Raw genomic sequence first — 26,345 nt, forward strand, 5'->3', positions numbered from 1 at the left:
CAAAGACCATCTCAAAAGGATGGTCTTTTTTTGTGCCCTAGGCCTGGGCGGTGCCACGTTCGCTTCACCTCTTCCCAGGCTGGGCCGCACAGGCTTGAACAGAGAAGTTAAGCGCGGCTGCCTAAGCGGGGCTAGCTAAGCGGGAGGCGCCTAAGCGGGGCTGCCTAAGCGGGGATGGTCTAAGCTCAGAACCGCCGATGATAACGCCCCACGCAGGCTTGCCTCAAACCTGGAGAGTAGGTCAGGCCAAGGAGGTAGCCACCAAAATTAAACTAAAAGCCTTTTAATGCTTAAAGTGGAATGGTGCAAAGCCGTAGTGCCTAGTGGGTATTTTCGATCAGTCCTAATAGCTAGTCGACAAACTTTAACAAACGTAGACCCACAGTCTTCGCATCGATCATATATATCTATTCTTAAAGCACAAAAAAACCTCAACTTGCTTCAAATGAGCTCATTGAGGTCTTAATGTAGTGCCGAAGATGGGACTCGAACCCACACAGGGCAACCCCCACACGCCTCTGAAACGTGCGTGTCTACCAATTTCACCACTTCGGCATAAAAACTGGTTGACAAAAGTAGTAATGTTTGGGACTTTGTCTGCTCTTGCAACCGAAAAGTGGTGAAACTTTTTACACCTGGATGTTTTCGAATTGTGCTGGTATATGGATATTTTGAAAGCCCGCCTGTTCGAGTTTCAGTTTGAATGCAACTTGTGTTTCGTATTCTCCATGAACTAAAAAAACTTGTTTGACTTTCTCAGGTGCCTGGCAGGATAAAAATGCAAGCATTTCGTTATAATCCCCATGACCTGAGAACGATTCCATCGAGGCAACCTGGCAACGCACATCAAATTGTTCACCGAAAATATTCACAATCTTTTCTCCGCGCTTCAATGCTCCTGCGAGTGTGTTTTCAGAAGCATATCCTACTAGTAATACCGTTGAATTCGGATCGCCAACATTGTTCTTGATGTGGTGTTTGATTCGGCCAGCTTCTGCCATTCCAGAGGCGGAAATGATGATGCAAGGCTCTCTATTATCATTCAAGGCAATTGACTCATTCACATCTGAAATGTAATGAAGATACGGAAACGCAAATGCGTCGCCATCCTTTTCAATATAAGCCAGAATTTCCGGATTGAAGCATTCATCATGTTCCTTCATAATGCTTGTAGCACGAATTGCGAGCGGACTGTCGATATAGACAGGAATTTTGGGCAGTTGGCCGGAACTGGCTAATTGATCCAAAGCATAAATAAGCTCTTGTGTACGGTCAATAGCAAAGGCTGGAATAATCAGCTTGCCCTTCCTTTTTACACAAGTCTCGTGGACAATTTGTAAAAGATGACCTCGCATGTCAGTTTGCTTTTGATGCAGCCGGTCTCCATAAGTCGATTCGCAAATAATAATGTCTGCTTGTGGAAATGCATCTGGCTTTCGTAGAATGCGATCTTCGGGTCGACCAATGTCACCGGTGAATGTTAATTGTTTGACTACTCCGCCATCAGGAATGGTTAAATGCACGGCGGCGCTTCCAAGCAAATGTGCGGCATCTGTTAGTGAAACCGAAATTTCATTATCATTTCCCAAATGAAACTTTTCTCTATAATTGACAGGCGTAAATAAGGCCAGTGCATTCGCAGCGTCGGTTGCATTGTACAACTCCGATAATAGGGGTCTTCCCTGCTTTTTGCGACGCTTATTTATACGCTCCACATCCATTTCCTGAATATGCGCACTGTCCAGAAGCATAACTTTGCAAAGATCTGCGGTGGCGGCGGTGCAATAGATAGGACCGTTGAAACCTTGCTTAACGAGCCGGGGAATTAATCCTGAATGATCAATATGGGCATGCGATAAGATTAAATAGTCTACCTCGGATGGTTTAAAACCGAAGTTTTCATTTAGTTCATCTGTCTGAATGCCCTGAAACAATCCGCAATCAAGCAAAATCTTTGTTCCCTTTTCGGTTGTAATTAAATGTTTGCTGCCTGTAACTGTCCTTGCAGCTCCAAAAAACTGAATGTTCATAAATGTGATTTGATCAAGCTAAAACGTAAAGCGAATCTAAATTTCGCCCGATTCCATCATAGTCTAAGCCATAGCCGACCACGAATTTATTTCCAATGTTAAATCCAATGTATTTAAGATCAATGGAGGTTTGCAAAGCTTCCGGTTTGTGAAGCAATGTGGCAATCGCCACGGAAGCAGGAGCGAGGCCATTTAATTGGCTCAATAATTGAGACATTGTCAGGCCTGTGTCTACAATGTCTTCGATAATGATCACGTCGCGGCCTTCAATGTTATTATCCATTCCGATGATTTCCCGAACCTCACCTGTCGATTCGGTTTTTGCATAAGAAGAAAGCCTTATAAAGCTAATTTCGCAGGTTAGGGGGATTCTTTTGACCAATTCGCTTGCAAAGAGAAAGGCGCCATTTAAAACAACGACAAATATCGGACAGCGTCCTTGATAATCATTGGTGATTTCGTTGGCAAGCGTGGTAATGCGATTTTCTATATCTTCCCGGGAAATTAAAGGGACGAACGTCTTGTCCAGAATGTTGATCATAATTGGGTGTCATTTTACCGAATCAGCATGAGCCGATTGATAATAATTTGTTTCTCAGCAGTTCAAATTTGCATGAGTCAATATTAACTCTTTTTTCAAAAACCTAACCAGTAGCAAACGTAAAATATAAAACACACGTTAATTAGTGAGATTTGCCCCTGATATGAAAAGTTTGATAATCCATATAATCGCATCCTTTTGCCTGGTTGTGTCTGCTGCACAACTGGCTTCGGCTCAATTGTATTCCTCTGCTGAGTTGGACAAGAATTATGACATGATTCTCAAAAACCCGAGTGTGCAGATCGAGTCCACGGAGGCGATCAATATGCTTTATAATTACAAATTCGCCGAAGCAGATGCTGAATTTCGCTGGCTGAAATATCGCTATCCCAAACACCCGATGCCACATTTTTTGATGGGATTGGCTGAATGGTGGAAAATTGTGCCGAATACAGAAAACGAATCGCACGATAAAGCTTTTCTTGCGCAAATGGATTCAACAATCAATTTGGCAGAAGAGCTTTACGAAAATGAGAAAAATAAGGTTGAACCTGCGTTTTTCTTGGCTGCGGCTTATGCATTCAAAGGACGTTTGTATGCGGAGCGCGAAAGCTGGACCAAGGCAGCATTCGCTGGCAAGAAATCGTTGAAATATTTTGAGCAATGTAAAGGAAATGGTGATCTGACCCCGGAATTGCTTTTTGGAGATGGACTTTATAATTACTACGCGGAATGGGTTCCGAAAGAATATCCGATCTTGAAACCGGTTATGTCATTATTTCCAAAAGGCAATAAGAAGCTTGGAGAACAGCAACTCGAAAAAGTGGGAAACAATGCATTTTACACGCGCGTTGAAGCCAGATATTTTTTGCTGCAAATTTATAGCATGGAGAATGAGCATAGCAAAGCGTATGAGATGGCTAAATATATGTGGCAAACCTATCCGAACAACCCTTATTTCGAACGTTATTTTTGCCGAACTGCTTTTGTGACCGGGAAAATGGGTGAAGCTGAAAGAGCTGCTCAAAACATAATTGACAAAATCAGTCAGGGAATGCCGGGTTATGAGGGCGTGAGTGGCCGTAATGCGGCTTATGTGCTTGCCTACTACAACATGACTTACCACAAAAATTACGATCAGGCGGGCAAATTTTACCAGAAAGCAATTGATTATTCCAAACAGACCAATTCGCTGAACGCCGGCTATTACGTGTCGTCTCTGATTGGTCTGGGGAAAATCGCGGAAACGAAAAAGGACTACGACGAAGCACTGCGTTTTTATAAGCAAGCTGCCGATAGCGCCGACAAGAAAACCAGTCAGGATAAGGAGGCAAAAACGGCCATTGCAAATCTAAAAAAACTAAAACGCGATCAGCGTAAAAAACGATGAAAGAGTTGCCAAGTCATCAAGACCTGACAAGTTTCAATGCTGCGTAATGCTTAAAAAATAGCGGAATCGTTTCTATTCCCTTATAATAATTGAAAAGACCATAACTTTCATTAGGTGAGTGTAAGGCGTCAATGTCCAGCCCGAAACCCATCAAGATGCTCTTCCTTCCCAATTCTTGTTCAAATAAGGCAACAATGGGAATGCTTCCGCCACCGCGCGTAGGAATAGGCTTTTTACCAAATGACTCTTCCATGGCCATTTCGGCCGCCTGATATTCAACAGAATCAGTTGGCGTAACATAAGGCAAACCACCATGATGCGGCATCACCTTAACCTTCACAGACGCAGGTGCAATGGATTCAAAATGCTTCGTAAATATTTCGAGAATTTCGTTATCTGTTTGGTTAGGAACCAGACGCATTGAAATTTTTGCATTAGCCTTTGATGGAAGCACTGTTTTTGCTCCCTCACCAATGTAACCTCCCCAAATGCCGTTCACGTCCAATGTTGGGCGAACGGACGTTCTTTCAATCGTTGAATAACCCGCTTCACCGGCGATATCATCAATTTGGAGATCATTTTTATATTCGTCCAAATCAAATGGAGCCGCATTCAATGCCGCTCGCTGATCTGCCGTCAAATCTTCAACATTGTCGTAAAAGCCTGGAATCGTAATGTGACCGTTTTCATCTTTGAGTGAAGCGATCATCTCGCACAGCACATTGATTGGATTGGCTACGCCGCCGCCATAAACTCCCGAATGCAGATCGCGATTGGCTCCCACAACTTCTACTTCCACATAAGTCAGGCCGCGTAAACCGGTTTCAATAGAAGGGACATCATTGGCAATAATGCTCGTGTCAGAAATCAGGATCGTATCGCATTTCAGCAAATCCTTATGCTCCCTGACAAAATCACCCAAATGCGACGAGCCGATTTCCTCTTCACCCTCAATCATTATTTTCACATTGCATACAAGATTTCCAGTCGCAAGCATTGTTTCCAATGCCTTAATGTGCATGTAAAACTGCCCTTTGTCATCACAAGATCCGCGTGCATAAATGCGCTCATTCTTGATAACAGGCTCAAATGGCGGTGAATTCCAAAGTTCGTAGGGATCAGCTGGCTGAACATCATAATGTCCATAAATGAGCACAGTCGGGAGCGCTGGGTCAACGATCTTTTCTCCATAAACCACGGGATGGCCGGGCGTTTCAAAAATTTCAGCCCGATCTGCGCCTGCATCTGAAATCCGGTCGCGGACGTAAGCGGCTGCATTGAGCATATCCTGCTTGAACTTAGAGTCTGCGCTGACAGATGGAATGCGCAACAAATCCAAAAGCTCATTCAAAAACCTTTCCTTATTCTCATTTATATATTGAAGCATCTCGTATTTGTTGAATTGAAATTATGGGACATTAGCCCGTCAAGATAAAAAAATAGCCTCTAAGGTCGATCCTCAGAGGCTATTTTTTTAAATGTATGTTGTTATTGACGGTTGTCTGACCTTGATTTTTTGAAAATCTTAACCCTGCTTTCATTGCCATTCATCAGTCTGACAATGTTTTTTTGGTGTGTAAAAACAACCAGAATAAACATCGTAAATCCAAAGACAATCAGCAACGGCTCCGGATGCCCAAAAACGCCGAGCCACGAAAGCACTGGAAACGCAAGTGTTGCTAAAATTGAGCTTAATGAAACATATTGAGAAGCAAGAAGCGTCGCAATGAAGATCGTGATGCAAACCAAGGCAAGTTCCGGATGAATTGCCAGCACCATTCCCAGCAAAGTCGCGATGCCTTTTCCACCTTTGAATCGAACAAAAACCGGGAAAATATGACCGATGATTGCAATGATCCCGAAAAGGATTTTATACATCAGTAACTCAGTTTCGCCGATCTCATTCATGTAGAAAAGCATAGAAGCAAGACAAGTTGCAGTCCAACCTTTCAAAACATCAATCAGCATTACCACCGTTCCTGCACGCTTACCCAAAACCCTGAAAGTGTTGGTGGCGCCCGCATTTCCGCTGCCATGTTTTCTTACATCAATTCCAAAGTAACCTATTCCGTACCAGACTGAACTGGGTATTGATCCTAACAAGTAGGCAGCGATAATTGTAATTATTAATAAGGCAATACTCATATTGTACTATTCGCAGAAAAATTTAAACGTTGAAATGTATTTTTCAAAAATACGATAGTTGAAGGATTTTACAAGCAAAACGAATACAAAACTAACATTATACAAGCGAATTTTCAAGTTGTAGCATTAACTATTGTAAATTCTACATTTACATTAAAATCCTTCGGTTGGTTCCACTTTCTTCTTTTTGGCTTCTGTGGGAACAACCTTCTTTTTCGTTGTTTTCGCGGCCAACTTGGCTTTTTTAATTGCTGGTTGATAGAAGTCATCAAAGCGGTTTACAAATGCATCTTTCTCCTCAGAGCCGATAGAAACCAGTGACATATCTTTCGATTTCACATTTTTTGATTTCGCTGTAATCTGATCATTGAAATCAACCTGCGATGAAACTACACCAAGCTCGCCCAATTTGTAGTCAAAATAATACCACACATCCGGTGAGGCCTGTAAGAACAGACTGAATTCATCGCCATCAACGGAGCGTCTAATTTCCAGAACGCCTTCCATTTGCGCATTAATGTTGTTTCTGCCCAAATTGGCAACGCCAATCGGACCTTGAGAATAATAGGAGCCGTGCGACGCAGACCAATGCAAATTTACATTCGACAACAGCATGGGCACGTCCAGAGCAGGGGAGGCTTCAAATAAAGGTTTGTAACCAGCGGCAGTCAGCTTAGCGTATGCGTCAGTCGCTTTGGAACCGATTAAGGCAGATAATTTTTTGTTCAATTGCTCTGCGTCATCATCCGCCGCAGTGCTGTTTTGCTCTTCCAGATTAACCTCGACGATTTTAGCCGCCAATGGTTGCGAGATTGGCTCCAATGCCGGTAACTTCATCAGCAACATGGTGTTGAATGAAAATCTTGCGCTATCAACCTGCGCTTCACCTGTTCCCACGGATTGAAGCCATTGCGCTCCTGTCAGTTTCAAAGGTCCCGAAAATGTCGCCAAACCAGTTTTATCATCAAACCGCAAAGCATTGGCTTCATCAATCAGCCCATCAGCGCCGGGAGGAGGCAAAACTTTAAACGCCTTTTCGTCTTCATCATAATTCAGCGCGCCTTGTGCAAGATAAACGTCTTCGTCACCATCCGATTCTTTTGGTGATAAAAACGACATGTACATGCCACGTGCCTCATTGTAATGCAAGCCAACCGAAAGCGGAATTTCGTGCTCATTTTTTAGGTCCTTATCGATTTTAATGGCAATCGTTTCTCCGGGTGCTTCTTTGTATACAATCCAGGAGCTCTGGAAATCCTTCCTGAACTTGATCACAGGCTTCACAAAACCATCCAATTGAAGCGAAGGCTCGTAAGCAATAAGGTTAATCCCTCCTTTATATTGAATGCGTGGTGAGAGGATCAGATTTTCGGCTTCCTTAATGTCGGCGCGGGCAGTTGTGTAATATTTAATGGCCCCTGGTGCCTGATTATTATTACGCTGCTTTTTCCCTTCTGTCGCTTCGCCCATTTCCCTCAACTCGAAATTTTGCATTTTAATGTTGAAAGTGTCTTTCCGGGCGGTAATATATTGATATGTGGCCGAACCCTCAAAGTGATTGCGCGAATCAATGCGAATGTCCGCGTCACGCATTCTGTGCGACGTATTTAATGTATCAATCTCAATGCGCGCTTTTTTCAAAGGAGCAATTTTCCCTTTGCTGTCCACGCTCACCAAGCCGCCGTCGGGAATGATCTTCACGTCCGCAGTTTGTATAAATGGAACGCCCTTAATGTTCAATGTTACTTTCTCAACATCATAAATGGCCTCAGAACCATTGAAAGTAAGTCCTTCCTGATCCGGGTCCATGGATGTATAAGACGAAGTTTCGCCAAAACCCTTCATCAAAATCGTTTTCTTGGCCATGTCCCATTTCGCACTGCCAATCAATGTTTTATAGGAAGCCGTAGGAATTTCCATCCCTGATGAGTCCGTGCCGAAGCCAGTTTCATCCGTCAGGAAGTTGGCAATGCCCGTTTTGAAGTTAAAATCAATGTTAACATTCTTGCCGGTGAGCAACTTTTTTGTAGACTTTTGATCCACACTATTGATCGCAAATTCCGAGCGATTTGCCAGATAACCATCTTTATTGAATTTAATGTCAGGTGAGGAGAGCTCAGAATCAGGCCGTTTCAGCTTTCCGCTTCCATATAATCCGCTCGATCGCAACAACAAGCTGCCTTCCAGACTCGTCGTTCCTTTGTAAAACGAAAACGACTTGCCCTGCGTGTTAATGAACATGCTGTCCGCATTGGGATACCATTTCAATGCATAATCCTTTAATTCAACCGCCGGGAAATAACCCTGGCCAATGGTTGCCTCCTTAATGCTTGCCACATCACCAGACGCCATCAGCGAATCGGCGGTCAGCAATATATTTTTTGCGGTCATGGAGGCAGACATGTATTTCAAAACAGCCTTGGAATGAAGTCCGCTGTTGTCCATCCTCAGCGTGTCCGTAAACCGTGCCATTGCTTTGCCTTCATACAGTTTCATGTCGGTCAATGGTGGCTTGTATTCGAAGCCAAGCGAATTATCAGGCATGCTTTTCAAAACCGTTTGAATCAGCGGAATGATGCCATTTGAATTGAACGCGCCCTCAAAAATTACATCGCGCTCATCCAATCCACCCATATCAATCTTCGGAATCTTGAAATTAACCTCTCTCGGGTAAATGACCGTTCCGCGTTCAGGCTGATCAAAATAAACCATCATCCCCTCCTCCACAACAAGCCGGGGCGATTTTTTCATGCCTTTCTGAATCCCGGATTTGTTCTTTGGATCGCTCAGATAAAACGTCCCGCCCTTTTCATACTTGACGTGACCTCCAACTTCGCCACTCTGTCCTTTGGCAAATTTTTCCCTTGGTGTAAATGTGATGGAATCGGAGGGAGCCACATTAACGAAGAATTGATTGTAATCAAATTTGAGATTAAGCCCTCTAAACTGGTAATTGGAAGCCACCATCTGGCCATTTAATGTGAAATTCCTGTTTTTACCAATAATCAGTTTTTTGTCCGAAGGAACAGCGTAGATTTTCAGAGAATCACTAACCACAAATCTGGAAACGCCTAACACAGTAAGCATTGTATCAGGCAAATAAATAGTTGCGTTGGCAATTTCGTCGTTGGATGTGTATTGCGAAGTGACCTGAAAATTGTCATAATCGGCCTTATCCAGGTTTGCCAAAACGAAAAGGATTCCTTTTTTGCTCAGGGCAAATTCGTCGGTTGCTTTGTTATAAATGAAATACTCCTCCAAAGTTAGCCTTTGCAGCGCACTGCGCATGATTTCCGGCTTTTGCTTGAACTTCCGCGCTAGGTCGTCGGCCAGGAATGCGCTTTTCTTTTCTGTCTGCGTATAATTTGCGGCCATAATTAGCGGCTGGAATCCATATTCCTTGCTAATGTCCTTAAATCGCTCTTTTTTGAAATAATCCAAAGACTCCAACTTTACCGGAGCAACCTGCTTGCCATTGATGCGGAAAAATTCAACCTTATCATTCGGAAACCGCCACCGCATTGCCTGCGACCAGATGTTCATTTTATGATAAGTGTCTTTGTAAGGAAGCGGCGCGTAGTCCGTCCTTTCCACGCGGCCCAGTTTCACCAGACCTTCATCATCATTGTATTTGAATGTAACGCCGGGGTGATAAAGCGAATCGCTGCCGAGCGGCATCGAATATGTGGCAAATGAGGCCGCAACCACAGAATCTTTCAGAACAAACTTCTTGCTTTGTGCCGTGAACGCGAGCTTGTCTTTGTATTTTACTTTAATCGTCGAGGGAAGTTCGCTTAATGAAGAACTATACATTTCCGTCCCGATCAATGCAAAACCGCCTTTGTAATCAATGTTCTTGCGCGTTGCTTTCAATTGCGCATCAATTCCGTTGGAAACAAAGCGTGGATATGGAGCCGGTTGACCCTTCAACTTTTTAACGCCACGATATTCCAGCGTTCCTTTAATGGGAGCCGCAAGTTGGGCATCGCTGTGCAATGTGACATGCTCCGCAACCAGTTTAGGTTGAGAAATATTGAAAGAATAACTATCCAAATCTGCGTAAATCGACGAATCGCCAGCCGCCTGCCAGTTGAACTTGCCATTTTTACCAACAAAAACTCCGTCTTTCAGCGAAACACTGCCATTTGCAGGCCCGAAAACGACTGAGTCACCAGCAGTGACCATTGCGAAAGTTGCGTTTTGCAAGTCCAGCAATGCGCCGGTGATGGCAGGTAGGGGATTGGTTTTGGGTGTAATTACAAAATTTGAATCAACCGGCGTATCCCAACTGTCATTCGCTGCTGCGACGGAGGCTTCGGCGTTGGCAGTCACCGCATTGGTGGTGTCAAAGCGATATTTGTATGTTCCGCCTAAAAGATAAAGCGAGTTATAATTAGCCGCATAAAGTTTGTTGGTTTCACTAATCGTCCTGACCGTTTCCAGCACTTTTTGCAATGTCTTGCCATCATATTTCTGTCCCGAATTCGTCGCCAAATCCAGAAACCCATCCAGATTTTCCGGCGATTGCCGCGCGAATGTATGCGCATTGCGAATCAGCAAAAACATGACAGGCCCTGCTTTCTGACCTTTTGAAATTTGAGTTTTTACAATGTTGATAAATTTCGCCTGCTGCGATGTGTTAAGCGAAGACATCCAAATGCTGTCGAGCTGCGCCACGGAACGGATATATTGCGGATTGCGGCTCCCGTCCATCAGCTTGCGCAATTGCACAATAAATTGACCGGGTTCATCCGAAATTTTAAGATTTTGAGCAAAAACGGTTTCCGCCGTAAATGCCAAAATGCAAAAAAGTAAAGCAGTACGAAATATCCTCATCTGTAAAAATTAGCTTTTAAAAACCACACAAGCCCATTGGTTGCGCGTGTTTGAATTTATCTTGGTCAATCCATTCTTTGCCGCACATTGCTCAATGTCAGCCTGATCCATTTCATAAAATCCGCTTGTCACCAGCCAGCCACCAGGCTTTAAATGCTTTACATAAGCCGGAATCTCGCTTAGCAAAATGTTGCGGTTAATGTTTGCCAAAATGCCTCCAAACATTTGTTCGTCAGGCACTTCGGTAATTGTTCCCTGGAAAACCTCAGCCTCGAAATCCAGTTTATTCATTGCAAAATTCTCCCTTGTATTTTCAACTGCCCATTCATCAATATCAAACCCCAGCAAATGCGTAGCACCAAGTTTGGAAGCCAAAATCGAAAGGATTCCGGTTCCGCAACCCACATCCATGACGGATAATCCCGCATGAGGAAGGCTCAGTTGCTCATTCATGACAAGCCAGGTTGTTTCGTGGTGTCCCGTGCCAAAAGACATTTTGGGTTGGATCAGCAAATCGTATTTGAATGCAGGGTCCGGCTCGTGAAAGGTGGCCCTCACCCGGATTTGGTCACCAACTTCTATTGGCTCGTAGCTTTTTTCCCACTCCTCGTTCCAATTTCTCCTTTCTAACGATTTCCATGTGGCCGCTATTGTCGTTAATTCCAGGTATTTGGCAGTTAAATCGTGTATGTTTTGTTCATCAAAATCGTTCTCCTGGATATACGCCAAAAGCCCCTCATCCGTCTCCACAAAAGACTCAAACCCAACCTCCCCCAACTCCGCCATCAATATCTCCGAAAAATCCGGATCAAGTTTCAGATCTAGTTCTATGTAATTCATGTTAATTAATTTTCCTTTCTAAAACGGTTATCAAAAGTAAAATTACGGCAGTAGACAAGGATTCGTGCAAAGACTTTGGTGACTTATGCCGATTATCCTTAAATTTATATTAAAGAATAACGACTATGTACACAGCTGTCAAAGGAATTTATGAGAATGGTGTTTTGATATTTACAGAAACACCCCCTTCCGAAGATAAGTCGGAAGTCCTTGTTCTATTTTTGGGTGAAGAGAATAGAATAAAAACACAAAACAGGAGCCCTGAAAAAGGAGTTGTGCTTGGCAGCCTTGTCAATAGAGGTTTTAAGATCCCGGATGATTTCAATGATCCGTTGGAGGATTTTAAAGACTATATGTAAATGCGGAGATACCTAATTGACACGCAGGTTTTAATATGGTCTCTTGTTTCACCTGCAAGGCTAAGTGCGGAGGTTTTCAATCTGATGTCTTCCAATATAATTTGCGTTTCGCAAATCAGCCTTCTCGAAATAGCTATCAAGCAGAAGCTGAGCAAACTTCCAGAGTTGCAAATTAGCGTCGATGAATTGGAGACGATAATTTTAAAGGATGGATTTAAACTAATCCCGTTATTCACTGCACATATTGCGCATTACAAGACAATTCCATTATTTGAGAATCATCGAGATCCAATTGATCGAATTCTTCTGGCGACTGCTTATTCTGAAAATACGCCGATTATATCCTCGGATAAGAATTTCAAATTATATAGTGACGTAATTTCGCTCGTCGAGGCCTAATTGACAAAAAAGCTCGCTTATCAGTAAGCGAGCTTTTTTGTTTAAGTTATCAAGGCTTCCGCCGCTTCGCGGCTAAGTCATGCGCGGTGTCGTAATAGGACCTCAGATTCATCCAGTCGAAGACATCTGAAATGTTTTCGACGCGGTTTCTTTGCATGATGCGGTCGCGGCGTTGCATTCTTACGAATTTGAAGAGAATGTCTGCAAGCTGGTCGGCGGCTTGGGTAAATGTCTGGGATTTTCTGTTGATGACGTAAATGCCACGATTTTCATAATCCCGCATAATTTGCATAATGTAATCTCCAAAACCGGAAAGATCACTCGTCACAGTCGGCACGCCACGAACAACACATTCCAAAGGTGTGTAACCCCATGGTTCATAATAACTTGGGAAAACGCCTAAGTGACAACCCCGAACGAATTGTCCATAATCAAGACCGAAAAGCGGATTTGTTGAAGAAATAAAATCGGGGTGATAAACGATTTTAACCCGGTCGCGCTCATTGTTGACCAGATTTGCCGTTTTGCAAAACTCCGTAATGCCATCCTCAGCTTTCAAATCATGCGTTACGAAGGCAGGAAGTTTATCCGTTTTCCAGCTTTGAATCGTCCTGCGAAGCCTTAACCGCCAATATTCATCTACAAAATTGTTGAGGTCGGGCATTTTATGATCTGTTCCGGATGCGGCTGCCAGGAATAGCTTTTCACCAACATCCTTCTCAATAGCCCGGCACGTTTCCTGCAATTCATTTAGCACTGCTCGCGATTGCAGAACATCTGGATTTACCGAAGAATATGGCTGTTTGGTCACAATAAACATGACAACCGTCGTGTCCATGTTAGCCTGAACCATTTTCCAGTTCAGCCTGGCCAATGCTTCAAGCGTCAGATCATAGCCCTTGTTGCTATATTCATAACGTCCGGAAGTAAAGAAGTATAGCGTTTTGTCAAGATCAAAAGAATAGCTTGGAAAGAAATGGCCCAAAACAAACTCATGAATGCGCTCCTTATGCTTTAAATGCAGGTTTTGAAATTCATGAACAGCCTGAAAACGAACCACATTCAGCCCGTTCGGTGTTACCAGATCAGGCATTCTGCCCAGGAAAACCTCACATTCACGCGCGGTAACATCACTTACGGTTGTCAGAACGTGCGCACTTAATGCTGCTTGCCGTTCAACCGAACATTGTGCCAGAATTCCGTAATTTTTGGCCTCCTGCTCCCAATCGAAGAAAGGAAGCTTGCTGTAAAATCCGCTTACATTCTGTGCCAGATAACGCCCCAGCATTGTGGCGTGCGTCGTGAAAGTTGTTGCAATTTTAACATTGTCGCGTTTCAGGTCCGGTAAGCCGCTGCTGGCCATCCACTCATGGAATTGCGCAAAAATCTCTTCCCGTTTTGCATTCTCCTCAGCGTATTCCTTCAAGAAAAGGCGGACAAATTCGCCGAAACACAAGGTCTGATTTACCAAATGTTCCACATTGATCGTGGGAATCCTGCTGCGTTCCCAAAGATTGAATTTGATCGAATCAAGCTCGTGCGCATTGCTTTCGAGATCAAAAAGTATCACGCGGGGCTTGCCCGTTACGAGCCAATAGCCATAAAAAACATTATAGCCCATGTCGCGCAATCTCTTCACGACACGCGCAGCCGGAGAATCTTCCAGATCACTGATTACTTCAAATTCGGATGACGCTTTTTTCTCGAAATAAGGGCCTAATAAAAAGTAGTTCTCATCCCACTTTTCAACCATCGCGGGAACCTTGGTCCGTATTACAGTATAAATTCCTCCAACTTGATTACAAACCTCCCATGCAATTTCAAACAGGACGTTTTTCTTAGTGGTTTTGACAAATGGTTCCAATACGGGATGTTGTTTTAAACGTTACTAGCTGCATTGCAAAGCGTGATGTTTTCTATTAGTCACAAAAATCCTTGTAATTACACAATAAATATGCAGAAAAATTTTTCACAATTACAACAATCCGTCGTTTGTTTCTTCATCCTCAAACACCGCATAATCGGCGATTTTGAGCTCAAAATATAACAAAGTCAAGAATGCCGGTTTTGTTTCTTGATGCGCGAAGGACCATCGTAAAAACGGTCAGCACATGAATTTAAGAACGTTCTCGGCTAACTTTGTTCCAAATTACGTTACTTTGATTGGATTAACATTTTGCATTGGTTAGATAGTGAAAAAAATTAAATTAGTTGCGCTTTCCTTTACATTGCTTCTATTTGTAATGGAAAGTTGCATAGCCCAAAATGCCGATAATGAAATCGATTTACCCCCAAAAAGGGAATTCAGGGCAGTTTGGATCGCAACTGTCGATAATATCGATTGGCCCAGCAGCAAAAATCTTATTCCAGAACAACAGCAACAGGAGTTTTCTAACCTGCTGGATTTTCATAAAAAAGTAGGCATGAATGCGGTGTTCGTCCAGGTGCGCGCAGCCGGTGATGCATTTTATGCCAAAAGCCCCGAACCGTGGTCCGAATGGCTTACGGGGCGTCAGGGAAGGCAGCCGGACCCAATGTGGGACCCATTGGATTTTATGATTAATGAGGCCCATCGGCGCGGACTTGAATTTCACGCGTGGCTTAATTTAAATCGGCTGGTTCACAAGTCCTCAACCAGTGTTTCGTCCGAAAACGTCAGCAAAATCCATCCCGAATGGATTTTAAGTTATGATGGCTATAAGCTTTTTAATTTCGGAATTCCGGAAGTAAGGCAGTTCATTACGGACATGACGGTTAATGTGGCCAAAAATTATGATGTCGACGGAATCCATTTTGACGATTACTTTTATCCATACGCAGCTCCCGGGCAAGTCATTCAGGATGAGGCAACTTTTCAAAAATACGGAGAGGGATTTACCAACAAAGCGGATTGGAGAAGGCACAACATTGATTTATTGGTTAAACAAATTCACGATGGACTGGAAGCTGTTAAGCCTCGTTTGAAATTCGGAATCAGTCCTTTCGGTGTTTGGCGAAACAAAGACCGCGATCCGGAAGGCTCAAAAACATTCGGTGCATTGGCTTCTTATGATGACCTTTTTGCAGACAGCAGAAGATGGATTAAGGAAGGCTGGATTGATTACATTGCGCCGCAGGTTTATTTTTCATCGGGTTTTTCAAGGGTTCCTTATAAAAATCTTGTCGATTGGTGGACTGCAAATTCTTATGAGCGACACCTTTACATTGGAATGGGAGCTTATCGCGTTGGTTATAAGGACAAAGACACGCATTGGTCCAATCCATTGGAAATTCCGAATCAAATCCGATATTTTAGGGAAAGCGAGACAAATGGGGCGATATTTTTCAGTTCCCGTTCATTAAGAGGCAATAATTTAGGTTTTGCGGACTCATTAAGGAAAGATTTTTTCCGATATCCTGCTTTGATCCCGACAATGCCTTGGAAAGATCGCATTGCACCGCTTTCGCCGAAGAGTTTGAAAGCAACATTGTTATCAAAAGGCATAGAGCTGACCTGGGAAAAACCCGAGGCAGCTTCGGATGGTGACCGAGCCTGGTATTACGTTATTTACCGTTTTGCTCCGGAAGAGAAAGCAACTGCTTATGATCCGCGGCGCATTATTGGCATGTGTTACGAGGGCGAGCAATATGTGGATCTGACGGCCGAGTCTGGCAAGCGTTACGTCTATTATGTAACGGCCGTCGATCGGTTGCACAATGAAGGCCGCCCCATCGGGCCATTGAAAGTGGAAGTGCACGACCAGAAGCTGGTGAGATTTTAGTTCTATGAGCAACACGATCCAATACGAATACAAACCTGAATATTTAGCGGTTTCCGTTCCCACAAAATACAACTCCGAAACGCTTCGTACTGAGGAGATGGTGATCAATATGGGACCGCAACATCCTTCTACTCACGGAGTTTTGCGGCTTGAAGTGGTTACGGATGGAGAAATTGTTGTTGATGTGGTGCCGCATTTGGGTTACTTGCACCGTTGCTTCGAAAAACACGCCGAATCCCTTCCTTTTAATCAGGTCATTCCTTACGTGGACCGGCTGGATTATGTTGCCGCAATGAATTCGGAACATGCTTATGTGATGGGTGTGGAAAGAATGCTAGGCATAGAAAACGACATTCCGAAACGCATTGAGTACATCCGTGTTGTAGTTGCTGAATTGAATCGGCTTGCTTCCCATTTCGTGGCATTAGGAACTTACGCGATGGACATTGGAGCTTATACGCCGTTCTTATGGATGATGCGCGATCGGGAGCAAATCCTACGCCTGCTGGAATGGACTTGCGGCGCCAGAATGCTTTATAATTATATTTGGATTGGCGGGTTGTTTTACGATTTGCCCGTCGGTTTTGAGGAACGTTGCCAGGAGTTTATCAAATATTTGAAGCCTAAGCTCATTGAATTACAACAGCTTGTTGTTGATAATAAAATATTTATCCAACGAACTGCGAATGTTGGCGTGCTCCCAATGTCTGTTGCAATCAATTACGGCTGCACAGGCCCAATGTTGCGCGGTTCCGGCTTGCGATACGATCTGCGAAAAGTGGATGGTTACTCGGTTTACCCCGAGCTTAACTTTGATATTCCAATCGGTGAAGGCAAAATGGGAACGACGGGCGATTGCTGGGACCGGACCTGGGTTCGTGTGGTTGAATGTTGGGAATCGGTGAAAATTATTGAGCAAAGCCTCGAACAACTAACCGGCAACTACAAACGCACGCGTGATTTTGATCCGCAGGCAATTGTCCCTAAAAAAATCCGTCCGAAAGCCATGGATTTCTACGTTCGCGGCGAAAGTCCAAAAGGTGAACTTGGCTTCTTTTTCAGAACAGATGGCCGTTCCGACATTCCCTTCCGCTGCCGTGCCCGCTCGTGTTGCTTTCATAACTTGTCCGTAATTGGTGAAATCACAAAGGGCTCACTCTTAGCAGATTTGGTGGCCGTTATTGGCTCCATCGATGTTGTTATGGGTGAAGTTGACCGCTAGAAGCGAAAAAAGGAGCCACTTTTCAGCGGCTCCTTTCAAATTGTTGATGTCAAAATTTAAGCTTCCTGCGCTACGCTTACGAGGTCATGCTTGGCTAAAAACTCAGCGATTTGAACTGTATTTGTTGCAGCCCCTTTGCGAAGGTTGTCTGCTACGATCCACAGGTTCAATGTTTTAGGCTGAGATTCATCGCGTCGAATGCGGCCTACAAAAGTCTCGTCTTTTCCATGCGCTGTTAACGGCATTGGATAAAGCGCATTTTTAGGATCGTCTTGCAAGATCACACCTTCCGCTTCGCTCAAAATCTGACGAACTTCGTCCAAATCGAATTCATTTTCGAATTCAATGTTAACCGCCTCAGAATGACCGCCAATAGTTGGGATGCGAACCGTCGTGGCTGTAACAGCAATGCTGTCGTCGCCCATGATTTTTTTCGTTTCGTTGGTCATTTTCATTTCTTCCTTTGTGTAGCCGTTATCCAAAAACACGTCTATATGCGGCAACACATTCAGGTCGATTTGGTGCGGATAAACTTTTCCTCTGCTGTGATCGCCAGCACGTTCCGAGAAAAGCTGGTCAACCGCCGCCTTACCCGTTCCGGTTACAGATTGGTAAGTCGAAACAACCACGCGTTTCACTTTATATTTTTTGTGCAAAGGATTCAAAACCACCACCATTTGAATGGTCGAGCAGTTTGGATTTGCAATGATTTTGTCTTCTTTAGTCAATTCGCCTGCATTGATTTCAGGAACAACCAGCTTTTTGGTCGGGTCCATTCTCCATGCTGAGGAGTTGTCAATCACTGTAATGCCAGCTTCTGCAAACCTTGGTGCAAGCTCTAATGACGTGCCGCCGCCTGCCGAAAATATTGCTATTTCAGGTTTGGCTGCAATCGCGTCCTCAAATCCGATTACCTTTATCTGTTTACCCTTGAATGTAACTTCCTTACCAACAGATCTTTCGGATGCAACGGCTAATAATTCCGTCACTGGGAAATTACGCTCTTCGAGCACTTTGAGGATTTCGCCGCCCACCAAACCGGTAGCGCCTACTACTGCGATTTTCATTCTTGCATTGAGATTAGATATGAAATAATTTAGATTTTGCTCTCACCAAAAAGGCGAAAAGTGCCGCAAAAATACAACGAATTTTTAGAAGTTGTAAATAATATCTGGTGTAATGCACACATTCATAGGCACATCATATTCATCCAAATCACTTATTTTATTAGCTGACGAAAAAAACGAAAGGCCGATTTTCAACGCATTGGGTCTGCATTGCGACAAAAAACGGTCATAATAACCGCCTCCATAACCCACCCGGAATCCGTTCATGTCGAATGCGAGCAAAGGAATAAGCACCGCATCCAGTTCGTCGGCAGTAATCCACTGAGCCTGAACAGGATCAGGCTCAGGAATGCGCCAGCGATTTTCAATGAGCGGCGTGTCATGCTTCAATATATAATGCTGCATTTCCTTGGTTCCCGGAATAATGTAGGGGACCGCAATTTGCACTTTAGGGAAGCATTCACGGACAATGGAGATAATTTTCCAGGTGTTGACCTCGGTTGCATTTCGCTGTGGAAGAAATGTGTGAAGTGTGTTAATTTCCTTGTCAGTCAGCAAGTTCCATAGGTTTGCGGCAATTTGATCGTTTGCATGGGCAACGTCTTCCAACATTAATGACTGCCTTTTTTTCAAATATTCCTGTCTTAGTTCAAATTTGGTCATTGCAGGAAAACCGTGTTTTTTTAGTTTGCAAGATCAGGAATTTTCGCCTTTTTATTCTATTGTTCGTACTTTCACGGTCTGATTTCAAAATCTTTAACTATTGTATAGAATTAAGACATGAGCAAAATTAAAGTTGAGAATCCCGTCGTTGAGCTGGATGGCGATGAAATGACCCGGATCATCTGGAAGTTTATCAAAGAAAAACTTATTTTACCTTATCTGGACGTAGATATTAAATACTACGATTTGGGCGTCGAATATCGCGACGAAACCAATGATCAGGTGACAATTGATGCAGCCAATGCAATTAAAGAATATGGTGTTGGTATCAAATGCGCAACCATCACGCCTGATGAGGATCGCGTAAAAGAATTCAATTTGAAACAAATGTGGAAATCACCAAACGGAACAATCCGCAATATTTTGGATGGAACCGTTTTCCGTGAGCCTATCGTGATGAGCAATGTGCCGCGTTTGGTTACAAACTGGACTGCTCCTATCATCGTTGGACGTCACGCATTTGGTGATCAATATAAGGCAACTGATTTTGTTGTGCCAGGAAAAGGAAAGCTTACCATCAAGTTTGAAGGCGAAGATGGACAAGTGATCGAACACGAAGTGTATCAGTTTAAAGGAGCTGGTGTTGCTATGGGAATGTACAACATTGACGAGTCGATCCGTGGATTTGCTACTGCTTGTTTCAATGTTGCCTTGGATAAAGGATGGCCATTATATCTTTCGACCAAAAACACGATCCTTAAAAAATATGACGGTCGCTTCAAGGATATTTTCCAGGAAGTTTACGAAAGCGATTATGCAGGCAAAGTGCATTATGAGCACCGTTTGATCGACGACATGGTTGCCTCTGCATTGAAATGGGAAGGAAACTTTGTTTGGGCTTGTAAAAATTATGATGGTGACGTTCAGTCAGATACAGTTGCACAAGGTTTTGGTTCGCTTGGCTTGATGACATCTGTTTTGGTAACACCAGACGGCAAAACAATGGAAGCTGAGGCAGCGCACGGAACGGTAACACGTCACTATCGCGAGCACCAAAAAGGGAAACCAACTTCAACAAATCCAATCGCATCGATTTTTGCGTGGACGCGTGGTTTGGCATTCCGTGGTAAATTGGATGGAAACCAGCCATTGATCGATTTCAGCCATGCACTTGAAAGAGTTTGCATTGAAACGGTCGAAAGCGGTAAAATGACGAAAGATCTTGCAGTGAACATTCATGGAAATGATGTGAAACACGGCGAGCATTACTTGTATACAGAAGAATTCCTTGACGCCATTGATGAAAATCTAAAAGCGGCATTGGCTTAATTCCGACGAAATATTTGCTGAAAAGCCACCAATTCCTCGTGAATCGGTGGCTTTTTCCGTTTGGTATCATTTTGGTATGCTATATTATGTTACCAAATATTACCCCCATAAATAAGTTGAACCGAAATACTCTACGCATATTGATGCTGTTCCTTTACCTGGCGTTCACAGGTGTGGAATCTTACAGCCGACCCATGCAAATCCCTGATGATCAGCCAGTCGCAAAGGCGGACTCGATTGAGAAGATCGTTTTGCAAAAGGACATTATTGACGTGATTAAAAGTCTGCGAAAAAAGCATCGGCAGGATTCTGTCAAAGTGGATACTATTTTGAAAACGGGGAAGGTTTTGTTCTCTATTGTTCCGGCTTTCGGCTACACATTAACCTCTGGCTTAATCGGTTCAATAAATGTGAATTCCGCATTTTATTCCAGCGATCCGCATAAAACCAGGATATCGAGCATCACTGCAAACTTCATTTACACGCAATACAAGCAAATTACCGTCCCGCTGCAAGCCAGCATCTGGACGCGGGATAATGACCTTAACATTCTAACCGATTGGCGTTATTTCAAATATCCGCAGGACACTTACGGACTCGGGCCAAATAGTGAGCTAAATAATGCTTCAAAGATTGATTACAAGCACATTCGGCTGCATCAGATAGTTTTGAAAAAAGTGACGGAGTCATTTTATGCCGGAGTCGGTTACTTTTATGATTATCGCTGGAACATTCTTCAAGAAGATAGTAACGCCGACGTTCTTAAATATGGCTTGGACCCAAAATCCAGATCCGCCGGTCCGGTTGCCACATTAGTTTACGACAGCCGCACGAATTCCATTAATCCTGAAAAGGGATTTTACACCAGCGTTCAATATCGGTCGAGCTTGAAAAAGCTTAAAAGCACAAGTAACTGGAATTCAGTCATAGTCGATATCCGAAAATATTTCAACCTGCCGCAAGGAAGCAGAAATACGCTTGCATTCTGGAATTACAACTGGCTGATTGTGAGTGGCAAAGCACCTTATCTCGATCTGCCGAGCACCGGCTGGGACCCGGCAACCGCCATGGGGCGCGGCTACATTCAGGGCCGTTTTCGCAGTCCAAAACTGTTATATTTCGAAACAGAATATCGAATGTCCCTCACCCGGAACGGTTTGATCGGGGCAGTCGTTTTCGGAAACGCACAAAGCGTGTCCAACTGGCCCTCAAACAATTTCACCAAAGTCGCTCCCGGCGGCGGAGTAGGGTTACGAATAAAGGTCAATAAAAAATCCAGAGCCAACGTCGCCATCGACTACGGTTTCGGTATGAAAGGCTCCCGGGGGTTATTTGTTAATTTGGGAGAAGTGTTTTGAGCTTAATGTAAATGTCAGAGATCCAAGTGGCGCCTTTTGTTTGCCGATTAACAAAGGATACTTAACTTTATTGAAGCACACTAAAACATTTACTAATGAACTTACACGCTCAAATAATAGAGGAATCCGGCAGGCCGAAATTTGCGGTTTTGCCAATAGATGAATACGAATCGCTTTTGAAAGAGTTATCTGAATTTGATAGCATTGAGGATCTTTCCGATTATTTAAAGGCGATTAAAATCAAGTCAGAAACCAAAACCTGGCATAGCCTTGACGAAGTCAAAGCCGAGCTGGACATCTGATCAATCCTCCCTCCCTTCTTTTCGGTTCGGATCTGCCATTCGGACGATTTTTGGGGAGAACTTGGCTAGGACGGAAACGAGATCTGTTTGGGCGGCGATGACGTCGTCTATATTTTTGTAAACCAATGGCGATTCGTCCAGGTCTCCGCCAATGAGCTGAATGCCGGCATCATCCAGGATTTTGTTCATTTCACTTCGAGTGGTCATCGAAAACGCTTTTGTCCGAGACATGAGCCGCCCGGCGCCGTTTGAGGCGGAGTTAATTGCTTCCGGACTTCCTTTTCCCCGAATGATGTAACCAGGCTGACTCATTGAACCCGGAATGATTCCCAATTCATTTGTCCCGGCAGGCGTAGCGCCTTTCCTGTGGACGATCACATCTCGGCCATCCGCCAATTGCTCCCGCCAAGCGAAGTTGTGGTGGTTTTCAATCATTCTCAAAGGCTTATGTCACAATTCCTTGGCAATTTTATTGTGGATTTCATGATGGTTTGCAGAAGCATATTCTCCCGCCAGATTCATCGCAATCCAATATTCCTGTCCTTCCTGCGTATTCAAATCCAGCCACGCAAGATGGGCCGCCTGCTTAGGCAAAACGGTTTTCTGCATAGCGAGTTTGGAAAAATGGTTGGCCACATTCCCGCCAAATCCACGCGAACCGGAATGAGAAAGAAGCGATAAATAGGAGCCTTTTGGAAGCATCAAAAGTGCGTCGTCCTCAAAAACGTCAACAATGCCCCACTCAACAAAGTGATTACCGGTTCCGGAACTGCCCAATTGCCGGTAAGCTTTGTCTTTAAGCCCCTTTACAATCTTGCTAGATTGCCATTCAGGCCGATCCATTACGCTGTCATCAAACTTGCGCGCAGTTTCGCCACCCATTCCGAATTTCGTATTTTCGAGTAAGACTTTTTTAAGCAAATGCGACTCTCGGTTCAAATATTCAGCAGGCAAATTAAACACAGACATGCACATGCGGCACGCAATGTCAACCCCCACTGCAAATGGAATGACCTTATCTGCCTCAGTCGCGAGCACGCCGCCAATGGGCAGCCCGTAACCCTGATGTGCATCCGGCATTAATGCGCCTGCAATGGAAATAGGCAGGCTCACGGCGGTTTCCATTTGCGCCAAAGCGCCTTCTTCAATGTGCTCTTTGCCAAACACTGCGTAATCCAGCTTGTCTTCCCGTAAACTGAATGCATTTTTAGGCTGACTCTCCTTTTCGCTTAATGTTAACACAGCTTCTTCATTGAATAACAGCTCTTTACCGGCGTCAGTGAGCGAAATGTTGGCGCCATTTTTCTGACGATCATAAACTGCCTTGGCCAGGTTGGTGACCTTATTTTTGGAAAAAGCATACTTTTTCGGGTTGCTCAGCATCTTAACCAATGTAAGAAAAACCTTTTCCTTCGAATGTTTGGCTCGCTGGTGAAGGCCATTGGCGACACGCAGCATGGGAGTATGCAGTTCATCCGGGATATTGGCCAAAAAATTTATTTCTTCTATGGTTATTGCCGTTTCCATTTTGAAAGTTTTTAGGAAATAAATAGTTGTCCCTGCTTAGACGCAGGTTGTTTCGATCGGTAACGCCTCTTTCTCACAAATCTTTCTTTGCATTACACAAAACAACTCTTAAAAAACACATACCTTTGCGGGCAATTTGTTCATACAGATAGCAGTCCTTCTTTAACTAAATTAATGTTGCAATGTCCGCAGTAGCAGAGCAAACCCAGGTGGCACCCCGGTTATTGGCCGACCGGATCAACGCACTCGAAGAATCTTCGACGCTCGCAATGACCAAAATGGCGCGCGAATTAGCCGCCCAAGGCCACAAAGTAATCAGTCTGAGCGTTGGAGAGCCAGATTTCAAGACGCCCGCACACATTTGCGAGGCTGCAAAAAAAGCCATTGATGATGGTTTTCACGGGTATTCACCAGTTGCAGGTTACCCTGATCTGCGAAAGGCAATTGCTGATAAATTGAAGCGCGACAATAATATAGATTGGAAACCGGAGAATATTGTAGTTTCAACAGGAGCTAAACATTCGCTTGCCAATGTAATTCAGGTGCTGATTAACCCGGGCGATGAGGTTGTAATTTTTGCCCCTTATTGGGTTAGTTATTCCGAAATGGTGAAACTGGCTGAGGGTAAATCAGTTGTGGTCAATGGTGCTTTTGACAATGATTTCAAAGTGACCGCAGCGCAACTTGAAGCCGCCATTACACCACGCACAAAAATCGTGATGTACGCTTCTCCAAACAACCCAACCGGAGCTGTTTACTCAGAAAAAGAACTAAGAGAGATCGCGGCTGTGATTGAAAAACATGAAGACATTTATGTTTTGGCTGATGAAATCTACGAATATATCAACTTCACAGACGAGGGACATTTCAGTATCGGATCCATTCCAGCATTGAAGGAGCGTGTGATTACTGTGAATGGTGTGGCAAAAGGTTATGCCATGACAGGATGGAGAATTGGATTTACGGCTGCCGCGAAATGGATTGCTGACGGAGTTGAAAAATTGCAAGGCCAGGTGACTTCGGGAACAAATTCTATTGCGCAAAAAGCCGCAACAGCTGCATTTAACGGGCCTATGGAACCAACGATTGAAATGACCAAGGCATATGCCCGCCGCAGGGATCTTGTGGTTGGATTGCTCAAAGACATTCCAGGTTTTAAAGTAAATGTGCCTCAAGGAGCGTTTTACGCATTCCCGGACGTGAGTTTTTATTTTGGAAAATCTGATGGAACGACAACGATCAATGACTCGGACGATTTCTCAAACTGGCTTCTGAATAATTCCTACGTTTCAACTGTTGCTGGTTCAGGTTTCGGTGCGCCGGATTGCATTCGCATCTCGACCGCAGCTGCTGATGAATCACTTGTGGAGGCAGTTCAACGCATTAAGGACGCGGTGGCGACCTTAAAATAACATTATTTGAAATCATAAAGGCCTCATAGGTGTTACCTGTGGGGCTTTTGTGTTCAAAGGCAATTGGTTTTGCCGCTAATCGCAATTTTTGATAATGAGTAAATACTATTTTTTAAAAGTTAAGGAGATAGAAAAGGAGACAGATGAGGCCTCCACCATACACTTCTGGCATCCATTAAACGAAGTCGTGGCTTATAGACCGGGCCAGTTTCTGACTTTACTTTTGCCGGTTGACGACAAAAAAATCCGTCGTTCTTATTCCATGTCCAGTTCGCCTTACACGGATGTTTCACTGGCCATCACAATAAAACGTGTTCCGGGTGGATATGCCTCCAACTTGCTGTTGGACACAATTAAAGAAGGAGATGTCCTTGAAGTGATGGAGCCCATGGGCACATTTTTTCCAAAACAAGCAGATGACCAAACCCGGCAAGTCGTTTTCATAGGCGCGGGAAGTGGTGTGACGCCTCTTTTCTCGATGCTCAAATCCATTCTAATGGTAGAGCAGGAAAGTGAGGTTTTCCTGATTTATGGAAGCAGAAACGAAGACAGCATCATTTTCAGAAAGAAAATCGCTGCTCTTGAAGCCAAGTATGGAAATCGGTTCCAGGTTGTACACACATTGAGCCAGCCATCTGAAACATGGGAAGGGGAGAAGGGGCGCTTAAATAAAAGCCATCTGCTTAAAATAATGGAGAATCTGCCAACATTAAATAAAAGTGAGGCTGAATTTTTCCTGTGCGGGCCGGATGATATGATGGAAGAAGCGCATAGGGCGCTGTCCATTCTGGCAGTTGAAGACAACAAAATTAGAAAAGAAAGTTTCCTGACCGCGACTGCGGCACAACCCGGCGAAGTGACTTTGGAAGAGGAAGATGACACTTTAAAGACACGCGAAATCACATTGTTTTACGAAGGTGCAGAATACAAACTTCCTGTAAAACCGCATGAAACTGTGCTCGAAGCGGCATTGAATATGGACATTGACTTGCCTTATTCTTGTCAGGCAGGAATGTGCACGGCTTGTCTGGGAAGATGTGTTTCGGGAAAAGTGCATTTAGATGAAGAGGACGCACTTTCCGAGGCAGAATTGAATGAGGGTTTTATCTTAACCTGCGTCAGTCACCCCATGAGCGATGATGTGATAATTGAAGTCGAATAGCA

General features: G+C 44.0%; 19 protein-coding genes, 1 tRNA gene and 1 pseudogene. 10 read left to right on the top strand and 11 right to left on the bottom strand.

All coding sequences use genetic code 11. The features are described from left to right. Nucleotides 1-471 precede the first annotated feature (471 nt). The 3 genes from LZG73_RS19560 to hpt all read right to left on the bottom strand — a co-directional run bounded on the left by LZG73_RS19560 (nucleotide 472) and on the right by hpt (nucleotide 2,571). A tRNA-Leu gene (locus tag LZG73_RS19560) sits at nucleotides 472-555 on the bottom strand. A 74-nt stretch (nucleotides 556-629) separates the two neighbouring features. After that, nucleotides 630-2,030: an MBL fold metallo-hydrolase RNA specificity domain-containing protein gene (locus tag LZG73_RS19565; protein WP_233853737.1), complete on the bottom strand. Its 1,401-nt coding sequence runs from the start codon at nucleotides 2,028-2,030 to the stop codon at nucleotides 630-632. A gap of 13 nt (nucleotides 2,031-2,043) precedes the next feature. Then, nucleotides 2,044-2,571 carry a hypoxanthine phosphoribosyltransferase gene (gene hpt, locus LZG73_RS19570; protein WP_233853740.1) on the bottom strand — a complete coding sequence of 176 codons (528 nt, stop codon included), beginning with the start codon at nucleotides 2,569-2,571 and terminating at the stop codon, nucleotides 2,044-2,046. Between the two features lie 163 nt (nucleotides 2,572-2,734). On the opposite strand from hpt, the gene LZG73_RS19575 reads away from it, so the two are divergent. Beyond that, nucleotides 2,735-3,961, top strand: a complete 1,227-nt coding sequence (locus tag LZG73_RS19575; RefSeq protein WP_233853742.1) for a lipopolysaccharide assembly protein LapB — start codon at nucleotides 2,735-2,737, stop codon at nucleotides 3,959-3,961. A gap of 16 nt (nucleotides 3,962-3,977) precedes the next feature. On the opposite strand, the gene LZG73_RS19580 is transcribed toward LZG73_RS19575, so the two are convergent. The 4 genes from LZG73_RS19580 to prmA form a co-directional block, all read right to left on the bottom strand. Further along, a complete protein-coding gene (locus LZG73_RS19580; protein ID WP_233853744.1) occupies nucleotides 3,978-5,348 on the bottom strand; it encodes a dipeptidase in 1,371 nt (456 codons plus the stop codon). 101 nt (nucleotides 5,349-5,449) lie between these two features. Beyond that, nucleotides 5,450-6,106 carry a glycerol-3-phosphate 1-O-acyltransferase PlsY gene (plsY, locus tag LZG73_RS19585; RefSeq protein WP_233853752.1) on the bottom strand — a complete coding sequence of 219 codons (657 nt, stop codon included), beginning with the start codon at nucleotides 6,104-6,106 and terminating at the stop codon, nucleotides 5,450-5,452. Nucleotides 6,107-6,259: 153 nt separating this feature from the next. Beyond that, a complete protein-coding gene (locus tag LZG73_RS19590) occupies nucleotides 6,260-10,942 on the bottom strand; it encodes a hypothetical protein (protein WP_233853754.1) in 4,683 nt (1,560 codons plus the stop codon). A 9-nt stretch (nucleotides 10,943-10,951) separates the two neighbouring features. After that, nucleotides 10,952-11,782 (bottom strand): 50S ribosomal protein L11 methyltransferase, encoded by an 831-nt coding sequence (gene prmA / locus LZG73_RS19595; protein ID WP_233853762.1) that lies wholly within the window; start codon nucleotides 11,780-11,782, stop codon nucleotides 10,952-10,954. Between the two features lie 125 nt (nucleotides 11,783-11,907). On the opposite strand from prmA, the gene LZG73_RS19600 reads away from it, so the two are divergent. Continuing rightward, the gene (locus LZG73_RS19600) at nucleotides 11,908-12,141 is read left to right on the top strand and encodes a DUF2281 domain-containing protein (protein ID WP_233853764.1); all 234 of its coding nucleotides are present in this window, start codon (nucleotides 11,908-11,910) and stop codon (nucleotides 12,139-12,141) included. Further along, nucleotides 12,142-12,540, top strand: coding sequence for a type II toxin-antitoxin system VapC family toxin (locus LZG73_RS25695; protein WP_409014346.1), 399 nt, complete (start codon nucleotides 12,142-12,144; stop codon nucleotides 12,538-12,540). A 49-nt stretch (nucleotides 12,541-12,589) separates the two neighbouring features. Here the strand turns inward: LZG73_RS25695 and LZG73_RS19605 are convergent, their stop codons facing one another. Continuing rightward, nucleotides 12,590-14,404: a glycogen synthase gene (locus LZG73_RS19605; RefSeq protein ID WP_233853765.1), complete on the bottom strand. Its 1,815-nt coding sequence runs from the start codon at nucleotides 14,402-14,404 to the stop codon at nucleotides 12,590-12,592. 379 nt (nucleotides 14,405-14,783) lie between these two features. Here LZG73_RS19605 and LZG73_RS19610 point away from each other — a divergent pair, with 379 nt between their 5' ends. Together LZG73_RS19610 and LZG73_RS19615 are read left to right on the top strand one after the other, a co-directional pair. After that, nucleotides 14,784-16,301: a glycoside hydrolase family 10 protein gene (locus LZG73_RS19610; protein WP_233853768.1), complete on the top strand. Its 1,518-nt coding sequence runs from the start codon at nucleotides 14,784-14,786 to the stop codon at nucleotides 16,299-16,301. 4 nt (nucleotides 16,302-16,305) lie between these two features. Beyond that, on the top strand, nucleotides 16,306-17,523 hold the full coding sequence (locus LZG73_RS19615; protein ID WP_233853770.1) for an NADH-quinone oxidoreductase subunit D: 1,218 nt from the start codon (nucleotides 16,306-16,308) through the stop codon (nucleotides 17,521-17,523). 56 nt (nucleotides 17,524-17,579) lie between these two features. Here LZG73_RS19615 and LZG73_RS19620 read toward each other — a convergent pair whose 3' ends face one another. Both LZG73_RS19620 and LZG73_RS19625 read right to left on the bottom strand, forming a co-directional pair. Further along, nucleotides 17,580-18,590: an aspartate-semialdehyde dehydrogenase gene (locus LZG73_RS19620; RefSeq protein WP_233853779.1), complete on the bottom strand. Its 1,011-nt coding sequence runs from the start codon at nucleotides 18,588-18,590 to the stop codon at nucleotides 17,580-17,582. An 84-nt stretch (nucleotides 18,591-18,674) separates the two neighbouring features. Further along, nucleotides 18,675-19,253, bottom strand: coding sequence for a 5-formyltetrahydrofolate cyclo-ligase (locus LZG73_RS19625; protein ID WP_233853782.1), 579 nt, complete (start codon nucleotides 19,251-19,253; stop codon nucleotides 18,675-18,677). A 117-nt stretch (nucleotides 19,254-19,370) separates the two neighbouring features. On the opposite strand from LZG73_RS19625, the gene LZG73_RS19630 reads away from it, so the two are divergent. From LZG73_RS19630 to LZG73_RS19640, 3 genes are all read left to right on the top strand, one after another. After that, complete coding sequence (locus LZG73_RS19630) at nucleotides 19,371-20,582, top strand: NADP-dependent isocitrate dehydrogenase (RefSeq protein WP_233853784.1); 1,212 nt, start codon at nucleotides 19,371-19,373, stop codon at nucleotides 20,580-20,582. 143 nt (nucleotides 20,583-20,725) lie between these two features. After that, entirely contained in the window at nucleotides 20,726-21,940 is a 1,215-nt protein-coding gene (locus LZG73_RS19635; RefSeq protein ID WP_233853786.1) for a hypothetical protein, read from the top strand. A 95-nt stretch (nucleotides 21,941-22,035) separates the two neighbouring features. Then, nucleotides 22,036-22,242 (top strand): prevent-host-death family protein, encoded by a 207-nt coding sequence (locus LZG73_RS19640; protein WP_233853788.1) that lies wholly within the window; start codon nucleotides 22,036-22,038, stop codon nucleotides 22,240-22,242. Here LZG73_RS19640 and LZG73_RS19645 read toward each other — a convergent pair. Further along, nucleotides 22,243-23,769 (bottom strand): annotated as a pseudogene (locus tag LZG73_RS19645) (RtcB family protein). Between the two features lie 182 nt (nucleotides 23,770-23,951). On the opposite strand from LZG73_RS19645, the gene LZG73_RS19650 reads away from it, so the two are divergent. Together LZG73_RS19650 and LZG73_RS19655 are read left to right on the top strand one after the other, a co-directional pair. After that, nucleotides 23,952-25,181, top strand: a complete 1,230-nt coding sequence (locus tag LZG73_RS19650; protein WP_233853790.1) for a pyridoxal phosphate-dependent aminotransferase — start codon at nucleotides 23,952-23,954, stop codon at nucleotides 25,179-25,181. Nucleotides 25,182-25,275: 94 nt separating this feature from the next. Continuing rightward, nucleotides 25,276-26,343 (top strand): ferredoxin--NADP reductase, encoded by a 1,068-nt coding sequence (locus LZG73_RS19655; protein WP_233853792.1) that lies wholly within the window; start codon nucleotides 25,276-25,278, stop codon nucleotides 26,341-26,343. The last annotated feature ends 2 nt before the right edge of the window (nucleotides 26,344-26,345 follow it).

This window comes from Dyadobacter sp. CY326 (assembly GCF_021390515.1).
GTDB lineage: Bacteria > Bacteroidota > Bacteroidia > Cytophagales > Spirosomataceae > Dyadobacter.